General features: G+C 55.3%; 19 protein-coding genes. 9 read left to right on the plus strand and 10 right to left on the minus strand.

From position 1 onward, the window contains the following. Positions 1-433 precede the first annotated feature (433 nt). Entirely contained in the window at positions 434-1,624 is a 1,191-nt protein-coding gene (locus tag F3J17_RS04735; protein WP_167054216.1) for a hypothetical protein, read from the plus strand. A 157-nt stretch (positions 1,625-1,781) separates the two neighbouring features. Here F3J17_RS04735 and F3J17_RS04740 read toward each other — a convergent pair whose 3' ends face one another. Beyond that, a complete protein-coding gene (locus tag F3J17_RS04740) occupies positions 1,782-2,579 on the minus strand; it encodes a hypothetical protein (RefSeq protein WP_167054217.1) in 798 nt (265 codons plus the stop codon). Between the two features lie 132 nt (positions 2,580-2,711). Next, positions 2,712-3,632 carry a hypothetical protein gene (locus F3J17_RS04745; RefSeq protein WP_167054219.1) on the minus strand — a complete coding sequence of 307 codons (921 nt, stop codon included), beginning with the start codon at positions 3,630-3,632 and terminating at the stop codon, positions 2,712-2,714. 82 nt (positions 3,633-3,714) lie between these two features. Here F3J17_RS04745 and F3J17_RS04750 point away from each other — a divergent pair, with 82 nt between their 5' ends. Genes F3J17_RS04750 through F3J17_RS04760 form a run of 3 tightly spaced genes read left to right on the plus strand, consistent with a single transcriptional unit; the run spans position 3,715 to position 7,107 of the window. Then, complete coding sequence (locus F3J17_RS04750; RefSeq protein ID WP_167054221.1) at positions 3,715-4,392, plus strand: VWA domain-containing protein; 678 nt, start codon at positions 3,715-3,717, stop codon at positions 4,390-4,392. 26 nt (positions 4,393-4,418) lie between these two features. Then, the gene (locus F3J17_RS04755) at positions 4,419-5,174 is read left to right on the plus strand and encodes a PP2C family serine/threonine-protein phosphatase (protein ID WP_345891136.1); all 756 of its coding nucleotides are present in this window, start codon (positions 4,419-4,421) and stop codon (positions 5,172-5,174) included. Beyond that, positions 5,158-7,107, plus strand: a complete 1,950-nt coding sequence (locus F3J17_RS04760; RefSeq protein ID WP_167054223.1) for a hypothetical protein — start codon at positions 5,158-5,160, stop codon at positions 7,105-7,107. The genes F3J17_RS04755 and F3J17_RS04760 overlap by 17 nt, the downstream gene beginning before the upstream one ends. Before the next feature lie 1,349 nt (positions 7,108-8,456). Here F3J17_RS04760 and F3J17_RS04765 read toward each other — a convergent pair. Further along, positions 8,457-8,774, minus strand: coding sequence for an H-NS histone family protein (locus F3J17_RS04765; RefSeq protein WP_167054225.1), 318 nt, complete (start codon positions 8,772-8,774; stop codon positions 8,457-8,459). A 425-nt stretch (positions 8,775-9,199) separates the two neighbouring features. Here F3J17_RS04765 and F3J17_RS36550 point away from each other — a divergent pair, with 425 nt between their 5' ends. Further along, positions 9,200-10,297 carry a restriction endonuclease gene (locus tag F3J17_RS36550; RefSeq protein ID WP_345891130.1) on the plus strand — a complete coding sequence of 366 codons (1,098 nt, stop codon included), beginning with the start codon at positions 9,200-9,202 and terminating at the stop codon, positions 10,295-10,297. An 88-nt stretch (positions 10,298-10,385) separates the two neighbouring features. Here F3J17_RS36550 and F3J17_RS04775 read toward each other — a convergent pair whose 3' ends face one another. Next, on the minus strand, positions 10,386-10,847 hold the full coding sequence (locus F3J17_RS04775) for a lipocalin-like domain-containing protein (RefSeq protein WP_240160811.1): 462 nt from the start codon (positions 10,845-10,847) through the stop codon (positions 10,386-10,388). Positions 10,848-11,593: 746 nt separating this feature from the next. Here F3J17_RS04775 and F3J17_RS04780 point away from each other — a divergent pair. Both F3J17_RS04780 and F3J17_RS04785 read left to right on the plus strand, forming a co-directional pair. Then, entirely contained in the window at positions 11,594-13,141 is a 1,548-nt protein-coding gene (locus F3J17_RS04780) for an FAD-binding oxidoreductase (RefSeq protein ID WP_167054231.1), read from the plus strand. Between the two features lie 413 nt (positions 13,142-13,554). Next, the gene (locus F3J17_RS04785; RefSeq protein WP_167054233.1) at positions 13,555-14,544 is read left to right on the plus strand and encodes a zinc-dependent alcohol dehydrogenase family protein; all 990 of its coding nucleotides are present in this window, start codon (positions 13,555-13,557) and stop codon (positions 14,542-14,544) included. Between the two features lie 387 nt (positions 14,545-14,931). Here the strand turns inward: F3J17_RS04785 and F3J17_RS04790 are convergent, their stop codons facing one another. Next, positions 14,932-15,804: a LysR family transcriptional regulator gene (locus tag F3J17_RS04790; protein ID WP_167054235.1), complete on the minus strand. Its 873-nt coding sequence runs from the start codon at positions 15,802-15,804 to the stop codon at positions 14,932-14,934. A 143-nt stretch (positions 15,805-15,947) separates the two neighbouring features. Between F3J17_RS04790 and F3J17_RS04795 the strand changes: the two genes are divergently transcribed. Next, a complete protein-coding gene (locus tag F3J17_RS04795; RefSeq protein WP_167054237.1) occupies positions 15,948-17,198 on the plus strand; it encodes an MFS transporter in 1,251 nt (416 codons plus the stop codon). A 499-nt stretch (positions 17,199-17,697) separates the two neighbouring features. On the opposite strand, the gene F3J17_RS04800 is transcribed toward F3J17_RS04795, so the two are convergent. The 4 genes from F3J17_RS04800 to F3J17_RS04815 are packed head-to-tail and all read right to left on the minus strand — an operon-like array spanning position 17,698 to position 22,001. Beyond that, positions 17,698-18,579 carry a CoA ester lyase gene (locus tag F3J17_RS04800; RefSeq protein ID WP_167054239.1) on the minus strand — a complete coding sequence of 294 codons (882 nt, stop codon included), beginning with the start codon at positions 18,577-18,579 and terminating at the stop codon, positions 17,698-17,700. Between the two features lie 14 nt (positions 18,580-18,593). Next, entirely contained in the window at positions 18,594-19,940 is a 1,347-nt protein-coding gene (locus tag F3J17_RS04805) for an MFS transporter (protein WP_345891131.1), read from the minus strand. A 52-nt stretch (positions 19,941-19,992) separates the two neighbouring features. Then, a complete protein-coding gene (locus F3J17_RS04810; RefSeq protein ID WP_167054241.1) occupies positions 19,993-20,832 on the minus strand; it encodes a MaoC family dehydratase N-terminal domain-containing protein in 840 nt (279 codons plus the stop codon). Continuing rightward, positions 20,829-22,001, minus strand: a complete 1,173-nt coding sequence (locus F3J17_RS04815; protein WP_167054243.1) for a CaiB/BaiF CoA-transferase family protein — start codon at positions 21,999-22,001, stop codon at positions 20,829-20,831. The genes F3J17_RS04810 and F3J17_RS04815 overlap by 4 nt, the downstream gene beginning before the upstream one ends. Positions 22,002-22,174: 173 nt before the next feature. Between F3J17_RS04815 and F3J17_RS04820 the strand changes: the two genes are divergently transcribed. Further along, entirely contained in the window at positions 22,175-23,068 is an 894-nt protein-coding gene (locus F3J17_RS04820) for a LysR family transcriptional regulator (protein WP_167054245.1), read from the plus strand. Between the two features lie 249 nt (positions 23,069-23,317). On the opposite strand, the gene F3J17_RS04825 is transcribed toward F3J17_RS04820, so the two are convergent. After that, a complete protein-coding gene (locus F3J17_RS04825) occupies positions 23,318-24,283 on the minus strand; it encodes an SIR2 family protein (RefSeq protein WP_167054247.1) in 966 nt (321 codons plus the stop codon). Positions 24,284-25,145 lie beyond the last annotated feature (862 nt).

The following is a 25,145-nucleotide window of genomic DNA, read 5'->3' on the forward strand; positions in this document are numbered from 1 at the left end:
ACGAATACCAAATCTTTCTGAGGCTCTAGTGGATGACCCGAATCCCTGAAGTCCAGTAACGCAAAGAAATTGAGTTCTGCTTTCTCATTTCTTGAGATCTGACTTCTTTTATCAGTTTCCGAAAGCAAGTCAATTTCTGCGTCGCTCCCGCGTTATAGAGGAATGGGACGAACGTGCCAGCAGATCGCCAACCCATCAGTTCGCGCACGAAGGCTGCGCACGGTCGGCGCAGCCGCTGAGCCTTCTTGGCTCGATAGCTGCGAGCTTGCCGATTTCACTGCGTCGCAGCCAGGGAGTTTGATCCATTCGTCGGATTGTTCACTCCGGGACTCAAACCCTGTCCAGTCCGTCGAACCTCGCAACTCTCGCGCGACCAAAGCTTTCGAATCAATTAAAGTTAAAATGGCACCCTGGACAGGAAACCTACTGCCACATGAAAAGACCGTTGATCGTGTATCTCGACAGCAGCGATTTTTCGACCTTGTCTGATGTCGCTCGTCAAACACCTGAAATCCTCGCAATCCGAGAAACCTTACTTGAACAATCCAGGTCGGGTAAGGTCGTTTTCGCGTTTTCAGGTGTTCACCTTAGTGAAATGTCACCGATGGGGGCCACCTTCACGCCATCGGCAGTAGGAAGAACGAACCTCCTGGTCGAGCTATGTCAGCGCAATGCTTTCATATCAATCGACCGGTTGCTGGATGCAGAAATCGCGCGGCTATACAAATCCGATTCTGGCTTCATTTGCCCGTTGACGACCGATGCGACGTGGTTTCCCGAGCTTACTGGTTTCATGACGCCCGTGAACTGGGCAGAGACGGTACGCACGATGCTCACGAGCGTGCAAGATCAAGCGGTAAATCGCGCGCAGCGACGAAAGCTCCAACGCAAGCTCGGGAACGGGGCGCCATCCTCCAAATTTCATCGACTCATGTCTACGTCGTCGCACGAAGCACTCACCGCAATCATGCAGCAGTACCCGATGCGACGTGAGGACGCTCTGACACTTCAGGCATACATTCATGGGACGGCAAGTGCTGAGGCTGCGGAGGCCGCCTTTCTGGCAAGCTTGCGAGATCCGAGCTGGATAATGAAATGGTTTGCGGAGCATCACGATGAGCTGTCACCAGTGATGCAGTGGTTGCGTTCAGCTTCGGCCGAACTTGTTGCGAAAATGGGCGATATCGTCAAATTCGCTGAAAAACAGAGACAACTGCACCCGGAGGTAGTGGGCGAGTTCTTGAAGCAGAAGTGGTGGAAAGGTGAACAGGACAAGCTTTTAACAAATCTTGCAGTACGCCTAGCCGGTGTCTCGCGCGAGGCACATTCATTTTCCGCCGACGACGTAGACCTCAAGTGTCCGGGACTAGCCTGCATGACCCGCACGCTCCATTCTGTTCTATGGGACGCCGTCGCCACTACGCCAAGGTCGCTAAAGCACAGTGACGCCGTGGACGCGATGCATGCAATCTACGCTCCATATTGCGACCTATTTCGCGCAGACCGGTACATGGCACCACATATCCAGCGGCAGGTTAACCGGCTAGGAGTTAGAGTAGTCTCGCGTTTGAGCGAGATCCCACCGCTCATTAATGAGCACATCCAATCGGCTACTGCAGGCTAGTTCAATGAGCTAGCCGAGTGGCTAAAAGCAAGCGGCGAGCAGTTCCTGGGCCAGCGTGGACGGGTGTGCCTTGGTGCCATTTCAGGATGCTCATATCTCAATTCTGGGCTTAAATCGCAATGGACACCGCCCGGGCAGGTGAGCTCGCCGCTCTTACTCACTGTTGATCAGAGCTGGAGTCGGTTGCAAGCAGCGGCTTCGAGCCTAACGATCCCAAAAACTGCCCAATGCGTGCACCGTAGGCGTGACGCAGACAATCGACATCGCTGTTACACATTCGACGCGTAATGACCCAATCAGACTCAGATTGCCGCAAAGCTTGAGGATCTGAGATGGTCTTCATCGTTGTGCTGTACAACTGGCCAAGTTGACGGTCCATTGCTGCCAGGCCGGCATCACCACAGATTGCGACCTCGTCGTCGTGACTCGCACGTTTGCAATCAAAACTTGTCGCAAACGTTTGGGACGGACTAGCTGACGCCGTATCCGGTGATACTGCGCTGTCCTGCGAAGACTGCTGCGTGTTACCACCATCAGCAGGAGTGGCGTCTGAGTTCAGGACGCGCTCATTCGATGGCACTGCACTTGAGTACTGCTGTGCATCCTGTGCGGCGTTCGGGTCAAGCTTGACCACGATCGGTGCTGATGCGCCAGCATCACTAGCCATTGCCGGAACCGCATCAGAAGCCGGGGCCACCTGAGTTTGAACAGGATTTGATGAGCCTGACGTGTCGCTTGAGTCGAAGCGACTATTTATAGCGCTTCCGATTACGCAGATACCGATGCCGCACAGCAAAACCTTGCCGGATCGAGCGAAATTCCTGTTGTCCGGCGCGTTGTTCTTGTACCCGGTCCTGAATCGTCGATCGACCTTACGGGTATCGATGAATCCTCCGATCCCCGCCAGCGTAGTCAATGCGCCAACTATCAACATCCCACTTCCCAGGTCCGCCATATTTTCCCCGTAGCGCGCTCATGCGCTAATGTTTGGTCTTGATTTTTCTATGAATTTGATACGTCTTATTGCTGCGCCCAGCAGACCGTCTGTGCATCGCAATCAGTGTGGGCCCGCAGGTTTCATCGCCAATTAAAGTGTTTGCAAGCGATTAGCAGCGAAGCCCTCAAAGCACTGGAACCGCTCCTGTGAGATGGGCGGGTACTTCTGACATTCTGTTTGCGCCGTCTGCTCATATTCCTGCTCCGATGACACAAGCTCCGGCGCACTGCCCGCGCCACCCGCAGCCTTCAGGCGCTTCAGATACAGCCCATGCTCTGCGGCCTGTGCGCTCGCGCGCTTGTATTCAAGCGAAGGATTTGCTGCCGTCATGGACGCAATGATCTTCCCCGCCCCGACACGCGTGTCATCAGGACTTCCAGTGCAGTAAAGCAGCGTTGACGGGCGATTGGCGGCAAGCACGTATGCGTAGATGCAAGACTGTTGCACCGAGGATGCAAAGGCCGGAGGTCCGGACGCAGCACCCTGAATGGCTATCGCGCCGGGCGTATCCGCCGTGGAGACGAGCGCCGCATCGGTGAAGGCAGCCTGAGTCACACGGTTTGCCTCATTACCGAGCTGGCGGGTCAGCACATCTGCGGGCAACGCGCGAAGAGATTGGATATTTTCTTCGAACCACGTCGCTGGCACGAAACGATCCCTCTGCGTTACCACCCGTATCTGCCAATGCGGATCATCCGCCCCTGCCTCTGAAGGCTGGCAAATACTGACCTCGTCTTCAGTCGGTCCCGGCTTGATGCATTTCGCATTACCGGACAAGGCAGGCAATGTTACGTGCAGCCGCAACGACCCGAGACTCAAAGTTTGAGTCTTCCAGGCGACAGGTTTGATAACGTTTGCTTGAGGCTGCTGAGCCGCGATAGTCGGCGCACTAGCAATTTCCGGAGAAGAAGTGACGCTTGTCGTCGTATTTCTGTTTGCCCCGGATATAAGCACGCCGGCAGCGACAGCAACCAGCAAACTAAAATACGCCGGCGCTTTACTTGTGGACATGTTTCCTGGATTATTATGACCTCAAAAATTGAATACTAACGCGCGGTTCCGAGGATAGCCAGCACCGCGCAGCGAGAAGACCATGAACGAACACAATGATTTCGCTACACAAGTAGCATTCGGTACGGATAACTTTGCCGAAAATCCTGAACAACGATGCCCCTGTGTCCTGGTGCTTGATCGTTCCGGTTCGATGGCGGGTGACGCGATTGCCCAGCTGAACGCTGGATTGGTAACGTTCAAGGACGAACTCGCGGCGGACTCGCTGGCAATGAAGCGCGTCGATACTGCGATCGTCAGCTTTGGTCCGGCGACCCTGGAAATGCCCTTCCACACCGCGCCGAATTTCTTCCCGCCGACGTTGACGGCAGGTGGAGACACGCCGATGGGTTCGGCAATCAACCTTGCACTTGATACGCTTGAAGCGCGCAAGGCTGAATACAAGGCAAACGGCATTTCTTACTATCGCCCGTGGGTTTTTCTGATCACCGACGGTGGTCCGACTGATTCGTGGCAGGCAGCTGCGGCCCGTGTCCGTGAGGGAGAAGCGTCGAAAAAGTTTGCATTCTTCGCCGTCGGCATTCAGGGCGCGAATATGGACGTGCTGGCGCAAATTTCCACGCGACAGCCCGTTTCACTGCAAGGTCTCAAATTCCGCGAACTCTTCAAGTGGCTGTCGTCGTCCATGGGTGCAGTTTCGCGCTCAACGCCTGGGACCGAAGTTCCGCTTGCGGCACCTACTGGCTGGGCATCCGTGTGAGCTGGGCGGTCATTGGTTCCTCGGTTGTGGGGAGCTCCCACAGCCAGAGCGCGTCCCTGTGCCAGGACAGCTGCTTCTACCATGTGACGAGTGATGTCGACGGCAACCGTTATCTGATAGCGTTGGCCGCCGACGGAGCCGGTAGCGCAAAGTACGGAGAGATTGGCTCCGAGATTGCATGCGAGGCCGGAGGGCGGACCCTGCTCGCCGCCGTCGAGCAATCGGGTGAAGAGGCGCTCTCGGCGTCGCTTGCTTCGAGTGTCCTGGACGCAGTGCAGGATGGGATCGAAAAGGCGGCAAGGGCTCACGAAGTTCCTACGCGCGAACTCGCGTGTACGCTACTGGGCGCCGTTATCGGACCTACCAAGGCAACGTACTTCCAGGTCGGTGATGGTGCGATCGTCGTGCGCCATGATGGCGCCCTCGCGCCCGTCTTTTGGCCTGAGTCGGGTGAATACGCGAACATGACGTATTTCGTGACCGACACAAGCGCAGCGGAGCATCTGCGCTGCGCAACGCAGGACGCAACGGATGAAGTCGCCCTCTTTACCGATGGGCTACAGCGGCTAGCACTTGTATTCGCCACCGAAACCGCTCACGAGCCGTTTTTTGAGCCGATGTTCAAAGTGCTTAGGGCCTCGTCGGACGAGCAAACCGATGAGCTTTGCTCGGCACTCGAGCGTTTCCTCGGCAGTGACGCAATCAACGAACGCACGGACGACGACAAGACGTTGATCCTTGCTACGCGGAAGTCAGGAGCGGGCAGTGTCGGTAGCGTTTGATGAGCAAGGAAACCAGCTTCAACTCGGCAAGAAGCTCGGGGAAGGCGGCGAAGGGGCGGTGTTCGACGCCATGCACAATGGCGAAAACGTAGCCGCGAAGCTCTACCTGCACGCCCTTCCCAGTGAGCGCCAGGACAAGCTGCGCGCAATGGCTCAGGTCGGCGACTCGTATCTCAAAGAGATATCTGCATGGCCAATCCGCGTCCTGCTATCGAAGCGACCGGGACCTGTAAGCGGCTTCACGATGCCGAAGTTCTCCGGCTACCATCCGGTACACGAACTCTACGGCGTTGGAAGTCGCAGGCAGCAGTTTCCGAAGGCGGACTTTGCCTTCCTGGTGGGAACCGCGCGCAATGTTGCCGCTGCCTTCGACGCCATTCATGCGCACGGTCACGCCATTGGCGACGTCAACGAAAACAACATCATTGTCAGTGACCAGGGCACCGTCAAACTGCTGGACTGTGACTCTTTCCACGTCAATACATCGACTGCGAGCTATCCCTGCACTGTCGGCGTCCCGCACTACACACCGCCAGAGCTACAGGGGCGTAGTTCGTTCCACGGCGTGACGCGAACCGCAAACCACGACAATTTCGGGCTTGCTGTCCTCATATTCCAGTTGCTCTTCATGGCTCGGCACCCATTCTCGGGGGTTCCGAAGACGGGCCACGATTTGCCTCTCGATCGGTCCATCAAGGAATTTCGTTTCGCGTATGGTGCTGATCGAGCCGCCCGACAGAACGATATGCCACCAAAGGCATTGAGCCTGGATTACTTGCCGGCAAACATCGGCGAGCTGTTCTGGCGTGCGTTCACAGAATTCGGTGTCAAACAGGCACGGCCAAAAGCCAGGGAGTGGGTCACAGCACTCGATGGCCTGCTGCATTCCTTGCGGACATGCAGCGTTGAGCCGAAACACAAGTATCCAAGCCACCTGAGCACATGTATCTGGTGTGAGAAGGACAAGGCTGGAACGCCGTACTTCACGCATGCGGCAGCTACCGGTCCGAACATCAACTTCCAGACCATTGGCGCGAATATTGCCGCTCTATGGTCACAGATCCAGACACTGGGCGCACTACCGCCCCTCCCCGTATTCAATCCGCCCGCCCTTAACGTGACTGGCGCGCCCATGCCGGCATCCGCCAGCAAAGGGGTGGTGAACGTGAACCTGGCGTTCGGATTCATCTGTTTCGCTGCGTTTGCACTGGCGATCGTCGCGCCCAAACTTTGGTGGCTTTGGCTTTTGGCTGGTGGATTCGCTATCAAAAGCGTCAACCCACCCTCGCCTGTGGAACTGAACACGCGCAAAGCCAGAGTGGACGCCACTCAACGAACGTACGACGGCCTACTGCAGGAATACGACCGCTTGCGCTCCGACCGTCGTATAGCAGACATCATGCGGGAGCTCAGTCAGTTCAAGGCCCAGATTGATGACCTGCCTCAAGTGCTGTCGCGGGAAATGAAGCAACTGCACACGACACTGCTGGCTCGACAACGGCATGACTATCTGGACCGGCATTTCATTCGTGCGGCAAAGATTTCCGGAGTCGGCGAACAACGAAAACTGACGCTTGCATCCTTTGGTATTGAGACTGCGGCAGATCTCACGCCTGCCGCAATCGGCGCGGTCCCCGGTTTCGGGGCAGGACTAACCGCCAACCTCATGGCGTGGCGGCATACTATCGAGCAGCGTTTTGTGCCGTCCGGCAGCATCACCCCCAGCCCTCAAGACGTCAGCTCCGTGAACTCGAAGGTTGCGAGTCTGCGAGCACGACTTGAGCAACAGCTTCGTGACGGCGCAGCTCATCTCCAGAATGTGCGCAATGAAATTGTCGCCCGACAAAACAGCGCGAGAGGCGCCCTGGAATCAGCACACCATGCGCTGACACAGGCTAAAGCCGACCGGGACGTCGCATTGAGGAAGCCATGATGGGCGCGCGAACCTGCCGACTGTTTAAATATCTGCGCCCGCTCGCTCTGTCCATCTGCGCTGCGTTTCCCTTCTCGGCCTGCGCACAGGATGCTTCTGGCCAGATCGAGCAATTTCTCAATGCGTTCCGTGGCAAGCCCGTTGGTCCAGTAGCATCCGCGCCAGCGCAAGTGCCGGCGCCTCAAAACACTTCGACCCAGGGCAATCCGGCGAGCCCCGCGCAGGCAACGCTGCCATCGCCGCGCCAGGACTCGGTCGCAAACGCATCAGCCTGCCCCCCCGGTGTCGATCGGCTAGGCTGCCCCGGTTCATCGCAGCAGCGCTACCCTTCGTCTTGTCCAGCTGGCACGACCTTCGGTCCTACCGGATGCGTACCAACGGCCATGCCAGCGAACGCTCATCGTGTCTCGGAAGACGGCCAGTGGCAATGCGATGATGGCTATTTGCGCTATGGGGCAGTCTGCATCCCACTCCAGTCTTCCTCGCACTAGAAACGTACCAACGACGCGACAAAGTCCAATCGACGCGCCTCATCAGACGCCATCTGAGCTCGCCAGGCACACCAGTGTGCCTTGGCTGAACAGAGATCGTAGGCAACAATCTGCGCCTAAGGCAACTGACACGCACTGCACCGAGACCTACGGTGAACGCCCTAAAAAAGACTGCTGACTTTAGGTTCTTCCTGGGATGTAGACCTTCCAGAACTGCGGAAGCTCCGATAGCCAAGCGAAACTAGCAGAGTGCTTTGTCGTGAATCGAGATATCCATACGCGCGCAATCATTTCCCTGCTTGCGGAAGAATCGCCTAAACAGTAATGGTTTATGCAAATGGCATAACTTACTTACAGGTCGACACGACTCTATTACATTGGGGCACACTGTCGTCGGCACCACGGCAAGATCGCCAGCGTGCCGTAGGCTTTTTTATCCAAGCGCACTCCCTAAGTTCTAGGGGTGCCAGTCAATTGTTGCCACACCTAAGCACAAAGGAAGCCAAACCATGACGGATATTAATCCGGGACCGAAGCCCAAACGCGAGGATGGTAAAGACGACCGTCGCCATCACGTTAATCCCCCGAATGAGAAAAAGCACCCCTCCCTCCCCGTTCACGAACCCAAGAAAAAGTGAGTAGGTGAACGATCAGGATGAACGCAGATTGCTTACGACCTGCGCCCTCGCCACCTTTCGGTGGCTTTTTTATGGAAAGGCGATTCGTCCTACTGGCGATCGCAGCGCAGCAAAGGCTGTTACAGCATCGCGTACAGTGCCAACTCTGTGGAACTGCACCACCTCAGCAAATGGCTACATCAGTGCACCGGTGCCTATTGTGGCGACCGCGCGAACTGCGTCACTTTTCGTCTGGCCACCAAGGTTGAGGCTGAGGTGCGTCAATCGAGTAATCCTCGAGACGTTTGCCGACAAGCCACTTCGGGCGCGCCCCCTTGCCTGACCACTTCTTTCCAGTAGCGGGATCGTAATACTTGGCGGGGGCCCGCGCGGGGCGGTCGTAGCCCAGCGCCCGACGCACTTCCTGCTCGGAGATGCCTAGCAACTCGACTTCCTCCTTGAAGCGTGCAAGCGCAGCGGCAACTTCCCTTGCGCGGGCATCCGCCAACAGGTCGTTCACGCGGCCGAGTTCGGCGCGCAGGTTCTTGATATCTGACATTGTCTAAAGAAAGAAATCCGACGACGCGGCATCGCTGAGATTCTAGCGCCCTCCGAACACCGTCAGGCTATCCGGAAGTAGCAATTCGGCCGGGCCTCGTATCACTGGAAATTTTTTGCTAAATGCTGCACTCTTTCGGCCGTTACTAGAAGAAGCGGCGCCACACGGGCTCCAAGCCAGAAAATCTGCGCGAGTTCGCCGTCTGGCCTGTCGTATCGTGAATCCAGCCGGCACGCCACCCCGGGCCTCGAGGGAGGCCCGGATAGCGCAGCCCATTAAGAGCAGTTGCGTCTAGCCACAAAGCAAAAAATAACGGGAGAATACAAGTGATATATCGTTGCAGCGCCTGCAGGAAAACGTCATTCGAAACGCAGTGTCTTTGGTGCGGGAAGATTCAAGCTACAGGCCAAACGCAGTCACCGGGCGTGCAGGTCCCTCTCGATCCGTCGTTCTACCCTGATTTTCAATACCAATCGAAGGGATTCATCAAAGACCTCTTCGGGAAAAAGAAGGAGCAGGCTCAGCTCAACGACTTGCTGCACAATGTCCTGACTAAGTACGCTGCATTAAAGCAACCGTACTTCGCCAACTACATCTACACCGTCAGGCCTGGCGAATCCGAAACGAGCGAAGCGGACACACCTGGCGCTCGAGTCAATGGATCTTACTCAAACCGGGAATTGTTTCGCGAAGTATTGATTCGAAAGGGATTTACAGAGCTCGAAGAAGCTCCCCACCTGCTCGACAAGCTTCTAATGACCACCGCGTTCAATGGAGCATACGTCGGCTTTTCATCAGAAATTTCCAGACACGTAAGCGGCTCAATTTCGGACATCCTGAAATCCTGGATTCAAGAGGCCGGCACGAGCTTTAGAGATGATCTATGCCTTTTCTTCTACTTCATGTGGAATCACGGCGTTCAGATCCCCCAGGTGACATTCTCCGAACCTGCTGCAACAACCTTTGGTACTCCGCTACTCCCGTGGGATACGATCCAGTCGTGGCTACATACGTGTGAGCAGATTTACTTCGACATCCTGGTCGAAAGACTCGCGGTGAAACTAGAACATTTCGACCCAAGCCTCTTCGTAACGATGTATCACGTCGATGCGATGGACGGGTACGCCTTTGAGAAATTTCTCGCACAACTATTTCAGACCGCAGGCTTTGAAGTCGAAGAAACCAAATTGAGCGGTGACCAGGGCGCCGACCTCTTCGTCACCCGACTTGGCAAGAAAATCGTGATCCAAGCGAAGAACTATTCTGGAAACGTTGGGAATGCAGCCGTCCAGGAAGCAATCGCGGCGAAGAGCTTCTACGGCTGCGACGAGGCCATGGTGGTTACAAACTCTCATTTCACAAGATCAGCGATTGAGCTGGCCAATACAGCGGGTGTTCGGCTGGTAAGTCGCAGGGAACTGCAATCCTATCTGGATGACTACAACCAACAAATCATCGAGCGCTTTCGCGCCTCGGATGGAAGCGGCGCGTCAAACCAGGAAAGCGCAGTGTTGGCCAACTGATACACACCGCGCTCTTCAACTAGGCCGCTCATCGTTGCTATGACGCTGGCGGCCTAGACTCGATTGAGGGCACTCCTCAAGGTAGCAGTTAATTTAATCGCTTCCAGACGGAAATAGGCACATCGCCATTCGGTCGAGGAGATACGCGGTAACTCAATTCCCCTCCCTTGATTTCGTAGCTTCGCCTCTGCTCCTCTCCCTGCCAATTGGGAAAGGACGCATTTTGTATGTGAAACGTCAAGATTCTGTCGACCGTATCAGCGCTGACCGTGCCGTAGTGGGTGCTCGATCCCATGACGGCTTCCCTATACTCATCGGACGTGCCTCTGGCTTTATCTCCAGATGCGAACTTCGGTCTCTCGGCTTTGAAAATCTGTAGCGAATAGTATCCACGCTCATCGATAACCAGAAGTCCCTTGGGATCGGCTCCGTAGTCTCGCCCTCGTGAACCATCGGGATGCAGTACATCCGCCGCCACCAATGTCCACGTACCTACAAGCGAAGCGTCAATTGTGTTTGCGTCGGCATGTGCTGCAGTGGACGACAACATATACGCGAAGAATATGGTCTTGAAGATGCTCTGTCTAAGAGCGGACCGACTGTTCATGCTCTCTCCTGGAGTAGGTGCGACAAGTCAATCGTAGTTTGGTGGCGGACCAGGAAAACCTACAAAGCCTCCTCGACATGCTGCGAGGCCTATCCGTCCCACACGCATAAATTACATATCTGAAAGCCCACCCGGTTTGTACGGTGTTGCTTGAAACGCATCAGGCTCAGAACGCCTCAGTCGCTCAGAGAGTGGCTTCCCCAACTTCACAATACGCGCATTTCTCGTCGTGCAGTAACGCGTTAGCTTCGCGCGATGCAACGGAAATACTACGTCGTTGCTTGCCGCACGTTCGCCAGCCACTACCTCACACGCACCCAGAGTACGCCAGCCCTATCATCCGAATTGCCACTACCATCCACGCGGTCGCTAACGTCCAATGAGATTGATCCACAATTCATACCGCACTCGCAGACTTCTGATCGTGTCAAACCATTCACAGGGCATACAAAATTGTTCGACCACGTGGATAAGTTGTTTATCCAGATAAGTTTGAGTATTCTGCGAAGCGGACGAAGAAGCCGGGGGCAAGATTAAAGTGCATTGATGCTTCGTAGACACGTCCAATACTGATGCTTTACACGAGAAATATTAATCGAGCATGACCTACAGACTCTTCTCTTGAAGTCCTCGATCGCATACACGCTCGATAGCATGCGGCAGACGACAAGGCTGAGCAGGAGCCAAAGATGCCTAACCACACCGCATTCCATCCTCTTCGCAAACTGATCAACGGCGGCAATCCCAATAGCCTTACACCGAACCAGGACGTCGTCGACCCACCGCTCGAAGCGTGGCTACGTCAGCACGAAGTTTCCTATCCGGCGTTTCTCGCGTATCAAGCGTCGCTCTTGAGCGACGTCGTCACGCCGTTTTCCGGGCGTTACGATACCGCCCGGCAGGAAAGCGACAATGCGTTCAACAAGTATCCGCTCTTCGTCACTTACTGCACGAACGTAGCCGACGTCGTGTCAACGATTCAATTCGCGCGTTCCCAACACCTGAGCGTCGTTGGACGGGCAGGCGGCCACAGCACGGCCGGCTACTCGGTACTAGACAACCGGATTGTCATCGACGTTTCCCAAATCAACAGTGTGTTCGTTGATCCGGTAGCAAAGGTCGCGACCGTAGGTGCGGGTGTCACGTGGGGCACCTTCAACCACGTCCTGAACGCGTACGGTTTGCATACCCCGGGAGGAAGCTGCTCGACCGTGGGTGTGACTGGCTATACCCTGGGTGGAGGATATGGATACACAAGCATGCGCTGGGGCATCGCCTGCGACCATCTCATCGAGGTCACGCTAGTAACGGCAGATGGCAAGATCGTCACGGCGAACGAACAGGAAAATGCTGAGTTGTTGTGGGCGCATCGAGGGGGTACAGGCGGCAACTTCGGCATCGTTGTATCTCTCAAATACAAACTGGAGTCCTTGGCCGAAGTTTGGCCGCTTGAGATCAATTGGCCGATTGAAGACGCGGCCAAAGTGCTCGTCACCTGGCAAGACCAGATGACCAAGACGCTCCAGGACACGAAACTCGGGCTGCTTGGATTTCTTGCAACCCGCCAGAACACCGTCGTCCAGCCTGACGGCGAACGTGTGATCCACAACGTCCCGTACTTCTGCATCCGAGGGATCTACTCCGGTGACGTTGCGGCGGAAGGCGAAAAAGCGCTCGCCCCGTTGCTGGCAATCGGCAAGCCAGAATTTCCGTCGCCGCTGTGGAAAGGCCGCATACCCTATTCTCAGGCGAACGAGCATCTGCTCGACAATGTTGAGGGTGTCATCCCTGACGCGATCAAGGAAACCAAGCGTTGCGCGTACGTTGAGCGGCCACTGAACGAAGCCGACTATCAGAAAATGGTCGACTACTTTAAGACAAGTCCAAGTCTGTACAACATCGTCTCGATGGAGCCGTACGGCGGTGCAATCAACAACGTCGCCCCGGACGCCACGGCCTTTGTCCATCGCAATGCCTATTTTGACATCTTCGTCGATTCTTTCTGGATGGACGAGGCTGACAAGCCCGAAGCGTTCAAATGGCTACATGACTACTTCGAATCACCTGAGACGAAGGAGCTCTGGTCTAACCACTACTACCAGAACTATCCGAATTCGGAGTACAAGAATTGGCAGAACGGATACTTCGGAATCAACTATCAGCGGCTCCAACAGATTAAGGCTCACTGGGATCCGACGAACTTCTTCCACTATGAGCAGAGCATCCAACCGGCTTGATTGTTAGTAACGGGCTATGAAGACATTCAGTGTTTCATAGCCCGGCAGACACTCAACGACCTTCGTCCTTCGCAATAAATACCGCTACAGGTAAATAACGACTGTCAATCTCGATTTTGAGACTCGAAACAATGCATCGAAGTTCCTGCAGCGCTTGCCTGCTTGGACACAGTCAGTCCGTCGATTCATTGCGACATTTGTTCAAACTCAACAAAACGATATCGATAGTTACGAATTGATCGAACAGTCAATTCTGTAGACCCCATCTTTTTCTACTAAAAATAGACCTTTATAGTCTCCTACGTGCTTTGCGCATATCACTCCAATCGGCGATTATTACGCACACTAAATTTTATCTGCGCAAATTTAAATTAAACGCATTTTTTAGACGCAAAGTTAGCAGGAGATATTTAATGGCACGTCACGTTCGCTTCCACGAAACCGGTGGCCCTGAAGTTCTGAAAATCGAAGAAGTTCCCACCCCCGAACCAAAGGCTGGTGAGGTCCGCATTAGCGTTCGCGCACTGGGCCTGAATCGTGCGGAAAGCATGTATCGCACTGGCCGCTACGTTATTGAGCCAGTATTCCCGGCTACTATGGGTTATGAAGCTTCGGGTGTAATCGACGCAGTCGGTCCTAACGTCAAGGACTTTGCAGTTGGCGACTCAGTTGCAGTTATTCCTGCGTTTATGTTCGACCAATACGCTCTTTACGGAGATTTGGTGATTGCCCCCGCGCGTGCCGTGGTCAGAAACCCCGAGGGTGTGAGTTGGGAGGCTGCCGCCGCCACCTGGATGCCATTCACAACGGCGTGGGGCGCATTGATTGACCTTGCCAACCTGCGCAAAGATGATTTCGTGGTTCTCTCTGCGGCATCAAGCAGTGTCGGTTTGGCTGCAATGCAGATCGCGCAGTCAGTAGGCGCTATAGTCATCGCCATTACTCGAAAAGGCGAAAAGGTGGAAGAACTCAATGAAGCGGGGTTTGCCCATATTCTCCAAACGGGTCTGGACGATATTACGGCTGAGATTATGCGAATTTCGGGTGGTGTCGGCGCTCGCGTGGTCTTTGACCCGGTCGGCGGTCCCGATTTTGAAAACATTGTTAAGGCAACCGCCAAAGACGCAATCGTCTTCATTTACGGCGCGCTTAGCCACGATGTGACGCCGGTGCCAGTCTTGCACGTGCTGGGCAAGCACACCACCATCCGTGGATACGAATTCATTGAAGTCACTTCCGACGACGAAAAGCTCGGCCGGGCGAAAGAATTCATCACCGAAGGTCTGCGCAAGGGCAAGTTCAGCCCGCAGATTGCCAAGGTCTTCCCATTCGAATCGATCGTCGAAGCGACACGCTTCCTTGAGTCGAACACTCAGTTCGGCAAGATTGTCGTAAAACTGTAAAGCCAAGGCCGGCTATTCAAGCCGCCAGTCTGTCTAAAGTCCATTGCACTGCAAGCAACAGGCGGTTCAATGGGCTTTCGCGTGTTGACGTCATCTTGTGTCGCTCAAACGCGGCGACACCGTACAGTTATCAGCTACCACTACTGGGACTTATCAAGTGCATCACATATGCAGGTGCTTCTGCAGGAGATCCTGGACACTCACGTTCCTAGCTTCGTAATTCGCTATGCCGGCGAGGAACATCGCCGTTGTCCTGCCGAGGACAACCGCCGCCACAACTTAACCGCATGGAAGGTGCCGGCAAACGAAGTGGCGGCCCCGAGGTATCTCATATGCGTTACCACTTGGACTGCTCGCGCGATTAGGCCCAACTTGCCTCAATCAGCGTTACGCAAGCATCAGGAAGTTCTGCACCATCGCAGAAGCGTCTTCGAGTCGTGACGCAATCACCAGTCTAGCGCGTAACCCGCTAGCCATCAGCGGCCGATAAACCACGCCCGCCACCCGTACTTGTGTGATTGCTTTCGGAACAATTGAGACACCCAAACCGGCGGCAACAAGCGTGACTGCCGAAGCGATCTGCGGTGCGGGCTGCGTTAGAATCGGCATGAAGCCTGCTGCCGCGCATGCCTCGATAATATTGTCGATCAGAGAACTACCGGCTTCACGCGGTACCTGAATGAACGACTCTTTGGCAAGTTCAGCCAAAGCGATCTGGCGCCGTGACGCCAGATAGTGTGCAGCAGGTAGAGCGACCAACATCGGCTCGTCTTGCCAGTCGTGCTGCTTGATCGACTCCGACGTTCGTGTTTGTGGCCTGACAATCACTACATCAAGCCTGTCTTCTTCAAGGCCACCCAGCAGGATGCCCGACGTTCCTTCTTGAAGGGTCAACTCGGCATCGGGATATGATTCTCGAAATCGCCGAATCAATCCCGAAACATTCTCATTGAACGCTGCCGTAGCGGTGAAGCCGACACGCAGTTGACCAGTCTCACCGCGCGCCGCACGCTTCGCGGCCCGAACTGCACGCTCGGCCCCGCCGAGTATGCGCAGAACTTCCACTTCAAATGCCTTTCCTGCTGCGGTCAATTCTGCACCCTTAGCAGTGCGCCTGAACAAATCGGCGCCGAGCTCGGTCTCAAGCGCCTTAATCTGTTGACTGAGCGGCGGCTGTCCAATACCGAGAGATTCAGCTGCCTTTGTGAAGTTGGCCGCCTGAGCGACGGCCAGGAAGTAGCGTAGGTGTCTAAGTTCCATTTTGAAAGTGGCCCGTCTTGAACCGGAGTCGTAAATTCGCGACGTCCAGTGCTAAAACATATCGCTACGCGATGTTTCATATATTGGACATATGTCGGAAAACACACAAAAATGTCAATGTTTTTTGACGAACAGAGCTGAACATGTCTTCCCCATCAATGCCCCCATCAGCGTGTCCTCTAACACCAAATTCCGCGTCACGGTCTGATGGCATTCTTCCCAGAACTGTCGCCTATTGGCGCATCGTATTCGCCCTATTTCTCGCGGGCTTTTCGACCTTTTCTTTGCTTTATTGCGTTCAGCCACTTCTTCCCGCTTTTACGAGAGAATTTGGTGTTGGCGCAGCGAGCAGTTCCCTTTCTTTGTCGCTATCAACCGGCTTGCTCGCCATCTCAATCCTTTGCGCGGGCGCAGTGTCAGAGCGTGTAGGCCGACGCGGACTCATGTTCGCCTCAATGACCGCAGCAGCCTTATGCAATCTGTTGGCGGCGTGGTCACCGAACTGGTCCACGTTGCTTCTGTGGCGCGCCCTTGAAGGTTTTGCATTGGGTGGCGTTCCGGCAGTAGCTATGGCATACCTCGCGGAAGAAATTGCACCGGAAGGTTTGGGGTTTTCCATGGGGCTTTACGTCGGGGGTACAGCCTTCGGCGGCATGGTTGGTCGGATAGGGATGAGCGCACTGGAACAGTACTTCTCCTGGCGGACAGCGATGGAGGTGATCGGGGTGGTCGATCTGCTCGCAGCTGTCGCGTTCGTTGCACTCCTTCCGGCGTCACGACGCTTTGTAAATCGTACGGACATGACTGTTCGTCACCACTTGCAACTTTGGCGTGGGCATCTGAAACACAGAAGTCTCCCGTTTGTTTTCGCAATAGGCTTTTTTGCGATGGGAGCATTCGTGACGGTGTACAACTATGCAGGTTTTCGGCTCACGGCGCCGCCCTTCAGTCTGAGCTCAACCGCTTGCGGTTTCATCTTTGCCGCGTATCTGTTCGGCATGGTCTCATCGTCTGGCGCTGGTGCTCTCTCGGATAAATTCGGGCGCGCTCCAGTGCTGATCAGTGGAATCGTACTCTCCGGTGCGGGCGTAGTAATCACGCTTTCTACTTCGCTCGTCCTAGTCATCGTCGGTATCGTGCTAGTCACGATCGGCTTCTTCGTTACACACTCTGTTGCCAGCAGCTGGGTTGGCAGCTTGGCAGGCGGAGCCAAAGGACACGCGGCCTCGCTCTATCTGCTCGCCTACTACGTCGGTTCAAGCGTTCTCGGTTCACTAGGCGGTTCGTTCTGGCAGCATGGCGCGTGGCTCGCTGTAGCGGGATACGTCAGTGGACTGCTCGTCATCTGTCTAGTCGTGGCGGTCAGTGCAACCGAGAACGAAAAGCACGCTTAGAGATATGTCGTCACTACTTCGACAAAATCTGACACGATGGTGCCGTGCTGAAGGCCTACAAGTCGGGCCCTCAGCACTCCGAACATCGCCTCCGGTGAGCTCGGGAGCGACGTTGACACCACTTACACTCCTGGCTCTTCTGCTGACACTCAGAGGATCTACGCAGCCGTTACATTCTGAGTTCAGAGAGCACAGCGCCCAACTGCCCAGGTTTTAAGTTGCGCCACACGGCAGAGAGCGGCAGCAGCAAGCGCCTGCCCCTTTCGGAGTCGCCTATGGCAAGAATACCGTCGAAAAGTCGAGCATCTGGGCCACATTGAGGCAAATGGAACTGATAGGTCGTACGCCCTAGCGCGTAGCCTGCAAGATACATTTTTTCCAATGCTATTACCCGAAAGGTTGCTGCGCCATCCGCTCGGTGCTCGGCGCTCCACAGAACCAGTGTGACAAGGCGTCATGATTCTGGGGAGAATGACTTCGGTTTGCCCGATTGGGACTCTCAACCGACCGACGTGGCTAGCGTGGTCTGCGGTGTCACTTCTGGCTGCGCATTCCCGATTTGCCGCCATGCTGCGATAGCGAGCAGCTTACGCGCACGCAACAAAACCGGGCGATCAATCATCTTGCCGTCCACAGTCGTGACGCCTCCATTCGAGTTATCGAATGCTTCAATAACTCGTGTCGCCCACTTTACCTCTGGTTCGCTCGGCCCGTAACAAGCGTGAACAGTAGCAATTTGCCGTGGGTGGATGCATAACTTTGCGCCGAAACCGAGCCGCTTGCCATTCCGCGCTTCCTCTTCGAGGCATACGCTGTTATGGATATCAGCGGTCACCCCATCGACAGGAGACTCGATTCCTGCGACACGAGATATAAGAGACAACCGCGTGCGAAACGTATCTAGCGAGTCGGTTGGATCGCTCATTTCCATCTCTGCAATGAAGTCCAGCGTGCCAAACATCAACCGCTGCACAAATGGTGCCTTCGCAATCTCTAACGCTGACCACATCCCTTTTGCCGTTTCGATCAGGGGGTAAACTGGCACCCGGCGTCTGGCGCGAGCGACGACGTCTGATACGTCCTGCAGTGCCTCAGCTTTCGGTAAGACAATACCAGCCACGCCACGATGAGAGGCGAGTTGAGCGTCCTTCTCAAACCACTCAGTACCGCGCCCGTTGATCCGAACGAGAACCGGGCGCTCCGGTGACAGCCACTGCGCCAGCGTCGCGCGAGCGGCATCCTTTGCACTTGATTCGACGGCATCTTCAAGATCAATAATCACCGCATCGGCCCCACTATTTAGTGCGCTCTGGAATCGCTCCGGACGGCTTCCTGGGACAAACAGATAAGACTGCGGAATGAATGTGTTCTGCGATTTCATGATTTGCTTTGACCTCAATGTGATCCAACGGCTTGAGATAGTCCCCCTTCCTGAAACACGTCTTTATTGCGTCCGAGGTAGAGTGATGCTGCCGCACTCACAATCGATGCAATCGTCAGGTATCCGGCGACTGCGTACGCTGAGTGGAAGGTTTCGAATAGCCACAGTGAGATCATCGGCGCAGGACCACCGGCAATGATCGAAGCGCCTTGATAGCCGAGCGATGCACCGCTATAGCGGATATGTGCGGGGAACGACTCTGCAATAAACGATGCTTGTGAGCCGTACATCGACGCGTGGATCACCATAATCACGATGGTTGCGCCAATTACAGCAACAGGGAGCCGGGTGTTAAGTAACGTAAAGTATGGGAATGCAAAGAGAGCCATGGCGAAAGCGCCGAGCGTGTACGTGCGGCAACGGCCAATGCGATCAGCAAGGTAGCCGAAAAAAGGCAGAGCAAAGCACGCTACTACCGCAGCGATCAACAGCGCGTTCAGGATAAGATCCTTGCCAAGCCCAAGGCTTTTCGTGCCATAGAGCACCGCGAACGTTGTGAGCATATAGAACGCAGCCTGCTCGCTCGGTCTGATCAACGCGGAAAGAAGGATCGCACGCCATTCAGTCTTTATAGCTTCGACAATCGGACCTTTCGTTCGCTTTGCTGTCTTGTTCGCTTCAATGAAGTCATGCGTTTCCGGCACGCCAAGGCGAATGAGCAACCCAAAGACAAGCAGCACACCGCTGGCAAGAAATGGAATGCGCCAACCGTAATCAAGAAGTGCCGCTCCCGACCAGTGGCTGCATGCACTCCACACCAAAACCGAAACCACAAGACCGAGAGGTACGCCGATATTCGGCAGCGACGCCATGAGACCACGCCGGTTTCCCGTGTGCGATTCCATTGACAGGAGCACCGCACCGCCCCATTCTCCTCCGACACCGATCCCTTGGAGGAAACGCAAACCGACAAGTAACCACCCGGCAGCTGGCCCTAGCGTTGCTGCCGTAGGCAACAGCCCAACCAGCAGAGTTGCCACGCCCATCAGCGTCAACGTAGCCATCAAAGTCGACTTGCGACCAACTCGATCACCCATATGACCAAACAGTGCCCCGCCCAGCGGTCGCGACAAAAAACCCACAAAAATGGTCGCAAATGAAGCCATTAACCCCTCGGCGTTTCCGTGCGCGAAAAACAACTTCGGAAATATGAGCGCCGCTGCGGTTCCGTAGATGAAGAAGTCGTACCACTCGATGGTGGTTCCGATAACACTGGCGAGCGCGGCACGTCGTTCGACGCGCCGGCGGCTATTCCCCGCTTCGTGCGCAATCGGCACGAAGTGGCTAGATTTGCGTTGCACTTTTTGTCTCCTGATTTATTTGTAATCGAGGCCCCGTTGACCGGGGCACAAGTTAGAACATTGCCTCGGCCCGCATAGACACGCTGCCATCCGGCAGTGCCACCCACAGCATTAGCTGTTCACCATCCGGAACGGCATTGATCGTGAGCTCGTTACCCAAGATCGACGGCTTCAACCCACGGTATCGAAACTGTCGCAATGGGCGCCCCGCGACTTGCTGGGCGAACCCTGCGAGCAGGGTTGCGTTAAGCGGCCCATGAATAACGAGGTTTTCATAGCCCTCCACTTCACGGCAGTAATCGACGTCGTAATGGATACGGTGCCCATTGAACGTCAGTGCCGAATAGCGAAAAAGCATCGTGGAGTCTGGCTTGATTCGACGGCTATGCGCTGCAGTGGGCATCGGCTCGGCCGCAGCAGCCGAACCTGTAGCCGTAGCGCCCTTGTAAACGATGTCGTGATACTCGTTCACCACTACTTCACCGTTGTGCAAAAGTTCATGTTGCACCTTGACGAAGACAAGCTCACCGCTACGCCCCTGCTTATGATCAACCGCCACAACGGTTGAGCGCTTTTGCACCTCTACGTCCAACGGAACCGAAGCGTTGAATTCAAGTTGACCTCCCGCCCACATCCGGTTTGGCAACGTGACCGGCGGCAGAAAACCACCACGCGCGGAATGACCGTCGCGTCCCAGCGCCGACGGCGACTCTCCACTCAGGAAATACAACCAATGCCACAGCGGCGGCAGCGAAGCACCCTTCACAAGGTCATCCTGCGATTGGCCGAGTGTCGCTGCCATTAGGCGCGCGTGTCGTGACGAGAGCACGTCGCTGTCAGTCTGGGTTTTGCCAACCCATTCGCGAAGATGGGCAATGTCGACTGCACTCATGCAGGTTCTCCAATCTGAATTGCCGAGAATTCGGCACGAAGACTTGCGCTGTGCTCACCCAACGCAGGCGCGTCAGAAAAATGCTGCTCGTCCCAGGGCGCGCGTACTGCGGGCGCAACCATCTGGAGTTCGCGACCATTGACCGTCATGGGCCACTTCCGGAGCGCGGGGTGTTCCGCCATTTGCGCTACCGATCGCACTTGCCCGTAGGCAGTTTTCGCATCTTTCAAACGCGCGAGTGTTTCCTCAAGACTCAGGCTCGCAAAGACGTCACCAATGACGGCATCGAGCGCATCGCGGTTTTGAACTCGTTGTGTGTTTGACGAAAAACGCGCTTCAGTCGCAACATCCGGCTGTCGCAAGAAACGCTCGCAAAAATTCCGCCATTCGCGTTCGTTCTGGATGCTAATGACAACCTCGTTTAAGTCACGAGTCGTGAATGCACCGTACGGTGCAATAGACGGATGCTTGAGTCCGAGCCGCTTCGGCGCTCCACGGCCGTAGACTTCATGGATGTAAGGTATTGACATCCAGTCAGCTGCGCCGTCAAAGAGCGACACGGCAACTCCGGAGCCCTTACCGGTGCTGTTGCGCAGCGCCAATGCGGAAAGCACAGCAATAGTTGCATTCATACCCGCACCGATGTCGCATATCGACACGCCGATGCGGCCGCATGCCTCAGGGGCACCACTGATACCGGCCAAGCCACTTTCGCACTGCACCAGCAAATCGTACGCCTTCAGTTCGCTGGCACCATTGTTCGTACCATAGCCACTAATATCGCAGGTAATTAGGCGGGGATTGCGCTCACGGAGTGCCTCACTGTCGAAACCGGCTCGCGTGAGGGCGCCTGGCGCAAGATTCTGAACAAACACGTCGGCTTCAGAAATCATGCGATGCAAAAGGGCTGCATCATCTTCGTTCTTGAAATCGAGAACAATCGACTCCTTGCCCCGATTGGTCCAGACGAAGTACGAAGCCTCTCCGTTGGCAGCATCGTCATAACCGCGTGCGAAATCTCCTTCTGCACGCTCCACCTTGATAACGCGCGCCCCCATCTCTGCCAGACGGCCGGTGCACAGTGGTGCGGCCAAAGCCTGCTCAATAGCGACCACTACCAAACCTTCAAGCGGCTTGCCAGCTTTGGCACCGCCTCCAAATGCGCTCATTCGCGACTCCTCCTTGCAATTGTGCGATCAAGTATTGAACAGTCTCCGCCTGTCGTACAGTGAGCATTTTCAAACGCATCGTTCGACAAAAACGAAACCTTCCGTAGTGCAACCCCGATAATTGGGCGCGTGCTATCCTAAAATGCCGATCAATTTCGGATTCTTCTAACGGTATGACCTACGACCTGACCGATCTAAAGCTCTTCCTTGCGATTGCCGAAGTAGGCAACGTTTCTCGGGGGGGCGAGCTTTGCCATCTAGCGGCATCGTCAGCAAGTCTGCGGATGAAGAATCTTGAGGAGGCGGTTGGCGTTACGCTGTTCACGCGGCTGGCACGCGGAGTCGCCTTGACGGCTGCTGGCAGGGTCTTCAGGGAGCACGCAGGCCGATGTCTTGCCCAACTCGAACAAATGCATGCTGACTTGCGGCCTTACACACTTGGGATGACCGGGCATGTAACAGTGTTCGCTAACAACAACGCAATTAGCACCCATCTCCCCGGCGACCTTGCCCGATTCTTCGCTGAATATCCGAGTGTCAGGATTACGCTGGAAGAACGTACGAGCCACGATATTGTTGCAGCAGTCGCCGCAGGGCGCGCGGAAGTCGGTGTCGTCGCGCTGGAGCATGAGCATCCGATGCTTGAATTTTTGCCTTACCGGAAGGATGAGTTGGTACTGTTGGCGCCTATGAAACATCCGTTGGCCGACAGGAAGAAGGCTAGCTTCGGTAAATGCCTGGGGCATCCGTTTCTCAGCCTGCAGTCGGGAGCAGCGCTACACACATTTCTCATGAATCACGCCACAGCCTTAGGTGGGCGGCTGGACGTTCGAGTTCAGGTTTCAGGATATCGTGCCATCGCACGACTGGTCGCATCCGGCGCCGGCATCGGTATTGTTCCTCGGACTGCCATAGAGGACGATGATCAAGGACAATTGGCGGTTATTGAACTCGAAGAGCCTTGGTCGCAACGCGATCTTCGTGTTTGCATTCCTAGGCAGCAGACCGAAAAAAATTTCTATCGGGACGCACTTGTCGATATTTTGTGCAGCGCACACAAAGACTAAGCCAGGGGGACACAGGCCGATGGGCGAAAAGCGAACGACGCCCTCTACTGGTGATCGAGAGCGTAACTACTCGGACCAACCGGTCTGTTTTTTTATATCCTCTATTCAATTAGGGCATTCGTCGTGTCGTACATGCAGCCTAAGGTCGCTTCGACGCTCGAGGGAAATTAAGTGCGCCCAAGATCACTTAATTAGCATTAGAGACCACTCGGGGACGAATGGGAAATGATGGACACGTAGGTGTCTCAATCAAGCGTCGAAGAAGCGCACCAGCTTCGCGCGTTCGAGGTCGTCGTTTGTGAAGGTCATGCGTAGTGATCGTGTTGACCCGCCAATATAGCGGACGTCCTCGATCGCTCGACGCGGTTGCGGGATCTGGCCGGCGTCATTGCGTGGTCGCAGTGCCTTGCGTCCGCTCGGATTGACCACGAACATCCCGAAGGTCTCGTCGGCCTCAGAAGCGTCGACGATTGCCTGATTGACGTGCTCGTCGCCAAAGCCATAGCCGATGGTCATCAGACGCGAACCGCGTTCGCGCAGACGGGCGCGAAACTCGTCGTCGTATCGCGTGAGAAGCGCCGAGCCTGCAATTGCCTCGACCTTCCGTGCACCCATCACGAGCAGGTCATTGCCGTCCTCGCTGCGCCAGTTGACCGAGCCGTGCAGCTTGAAAACCGGCTGACCTTGGGGTTCCACTCGGTACTCGGCGTCCGGTCGAGGTCGCCATTCCGCCGCGAGCTTTTCCTCCGGGCGAAAATTCCAGAAGTTCGGCGGCAGTGCCATGCCGGGGTATTGCACGCTTATGCGTGGATCTTGGGGCACGTAAAACAACTCAAGGAGCAGATCCTGGTTGAGCGTGAAGATGGCGTCGAAGCGGGTTAGAAAGCTGGTGATGCCGCGCTGGACAAAGTTTGGGCCGTTGCCCTGAAACTCCAGCCCTGGTTGACCCGCGAGCATCGAGTTCATGTCATCGAATGATGCCCTGACCGCGCGCTCCATCAGGTTTAGACGCTCGTGGTGCGCAGGTTGCCGGTGATGACGCCACTCGCTTTGCAGGTCGCCAAGTACCTCTTCGAAGTTCGGATTGTCGATAAGTCTTTTGCACAGATCCCGGTTGTCTGCAAGGCGGCTAATCAGGTCGTCGGCTAGTTCGCCAGCAAGCCAGCCATCCCAGTTGCGGGTGAATCCGGCTCCGAGCAGAAGTAGATGTGCCATCGATTTCGCCCCACGATTCGTGATCTCTCATTCTACCTATGCCGCTGGATTCAGTTCCAACGCGAACTCAATCGCCGATGATTCACCTTGTGAAGGGCGAACGAAAGAGAAATTGGCTCATCGCAGATTGCGTGACGGACGGCTTCGGCTGCCGGCCCTAACCCGTGCCAAGGGACAAACCTACCGTTGGAACGAACGCCCTGCTACTGCGAACGGTCATTGCACTGGCGCCGCAACGAACTGCAGTAAAGCTCGCACTCCGACGACCGCACAACCTCGCCAGCATCTTGGCTCGTGCGAATCGTATAAGCCAATAGCTCCCGTCGATCCGGCAATTCGGACATTGGTCGCGCGAATCAATTGCAGAAATGCATCATAAATACTCGCTGAGCATAAAGTGAACTCCACGTCGCATCAAAAAAATTAAGTTAATCAAATATCTAACTAAAATTTCGCAAACTTATGCTTATCGAGCGCTAAAACTTTTGAAAGTTTTGTCGTTATTCTTCACACCCATCGGTAATAATTGGTAAGATTTTGCGCCAGAGGTAACGGGTTGGCTCATCCCAACTACTCCACTCTGGTAACGACGAAGGCAAGAACAATGAAGTCAAACAAGAAGTCGGTGTTGCTAGTTGGAGGTTTGATGGCCGCAGCGATCGCGTCTACCTCGTTCGCGGCGGGCACGTCCTCCATCACCGCCACAGAGAGCCCTGCGAACGTCTTGATTCTCTCTAGCGGCTCGGGGCTTGTATCAGGGGAATAATTTCGCCTGACGGACGCTCAATTCAGCACGAGCAGTAGTAGTGGCATTACGGTCAAACTGACCTCGATCCAGTACACCGTCGCTACATACATCGGC

This window comes from Burkholderia sp. Ax-1719, from assembly GCF_011753055.1.
Lineage (GTDB): Bacteria > Pseudomonadota > Gammaproteobacteria > Burkholderiales > Burkholderiaceae > Paraburkholderia.

Coding starts and splice junctions, on each gene's coding strand:
- F3J17_RS04735 (WP_167054216.1), top strand. CDS start 434: ATGAAAAGACCGTTGATCGTGTATCTCGACAGCAGCGATTTTTCGACC.
- F3J17_RS04740 (WP_167054217.1), bottom strand. CDS start 2,579: ATGGCGGACCTGGGAAGTGGGATGTTGATAGTTGGCGCATTGACTACG.
- F3J17_RS04745 (WP_167054219.1), bottom strand. CDS start 3,632: ATGTCCACAAGTAAAGCGCCGGCGTATTTTAGTTTGCTGGTTGCTGTC.
- F3J17_RS04750 (WP_167054221.1), top strand. CDS start 3,715: ATGAACGAACACAATGATTTCGCTACACAAGTAGCATTCGGTACGGAT.
- F3J17_RS04765 (WP_167054225.1), bottom strand. CDS start 8,774: ATGTCAGATATCAAGAACCTGCGCGCCGAACTCGGCCGCGTGAACGAC.
- F3J17_RS04775 (WP_240160811.1), bottom strand. CDS start 10,847: ATGTTGTCGTCCACTGCAGCACATGCCGACGCAAACACAATTGACGCT.
- F3J17_RS04780 (WP_167054231.1), top strand. CDS start 11,594: ATGCCTAACCACACCGCATTCCATCCTCTTCGCAAACTGATCAACGGC.
- F3J17_RS04785 (WP_167054233.1), top strand. CDS start 13,555: ATGGCACGTCACGTTCGCTTCCACGAAACCGGTGGCCCTGAAGTTCTG.
- F3J17_RS04790 (WP_167054235.1), bottom strand. CDS start 15,804: ATGGAACTTAGACACCTACGCTACTTCCTGGCCGTCGCTCAGGCGGCC.
- F3J17_RS04795 (WP_167054237.1), top strand. CDS start 15,948: ATGTCTTCCCCATCAATGCCCCCATCAGCGTGTCCTCTAACACCAAAT.
- F3J17_RS04800 (WP_167054239.1), bottom strand. CDS start 18,579: ATGAAATCGCAGAACACATTCATTCCGCAGTCTTATCTGTTTGTCCCA.
- F3J17_RS04810 (WP_167054241.1), bottom strand. CDS start 20,832: ATGAGTGCAGTCGACATTGCCCATCTTCGCGAATGGGTTGGCAAAACC.
- F3J17_RS04815 (WP_167054243.1), bottom strand. CDS start 22,001: ATGAGCGCATTTGGAGGCGGTGCCAAAGCTGGCAAGCCGCTTGAAGGT.
- F3J17_RS04820 (WP_167054245.1), top strand. CDS start 22,175: ATGACCTACGACCTGACCGATCTAAAGCTCTTCCTTGCGATTGCCGAA.
- F3J17_RS04825 (WP_167054247.1), bottom strand. CDS start 24,283: ATGGCACATCTACTTCTGCTCGGAGCCGGATTCACCCGCAACTGGGAT.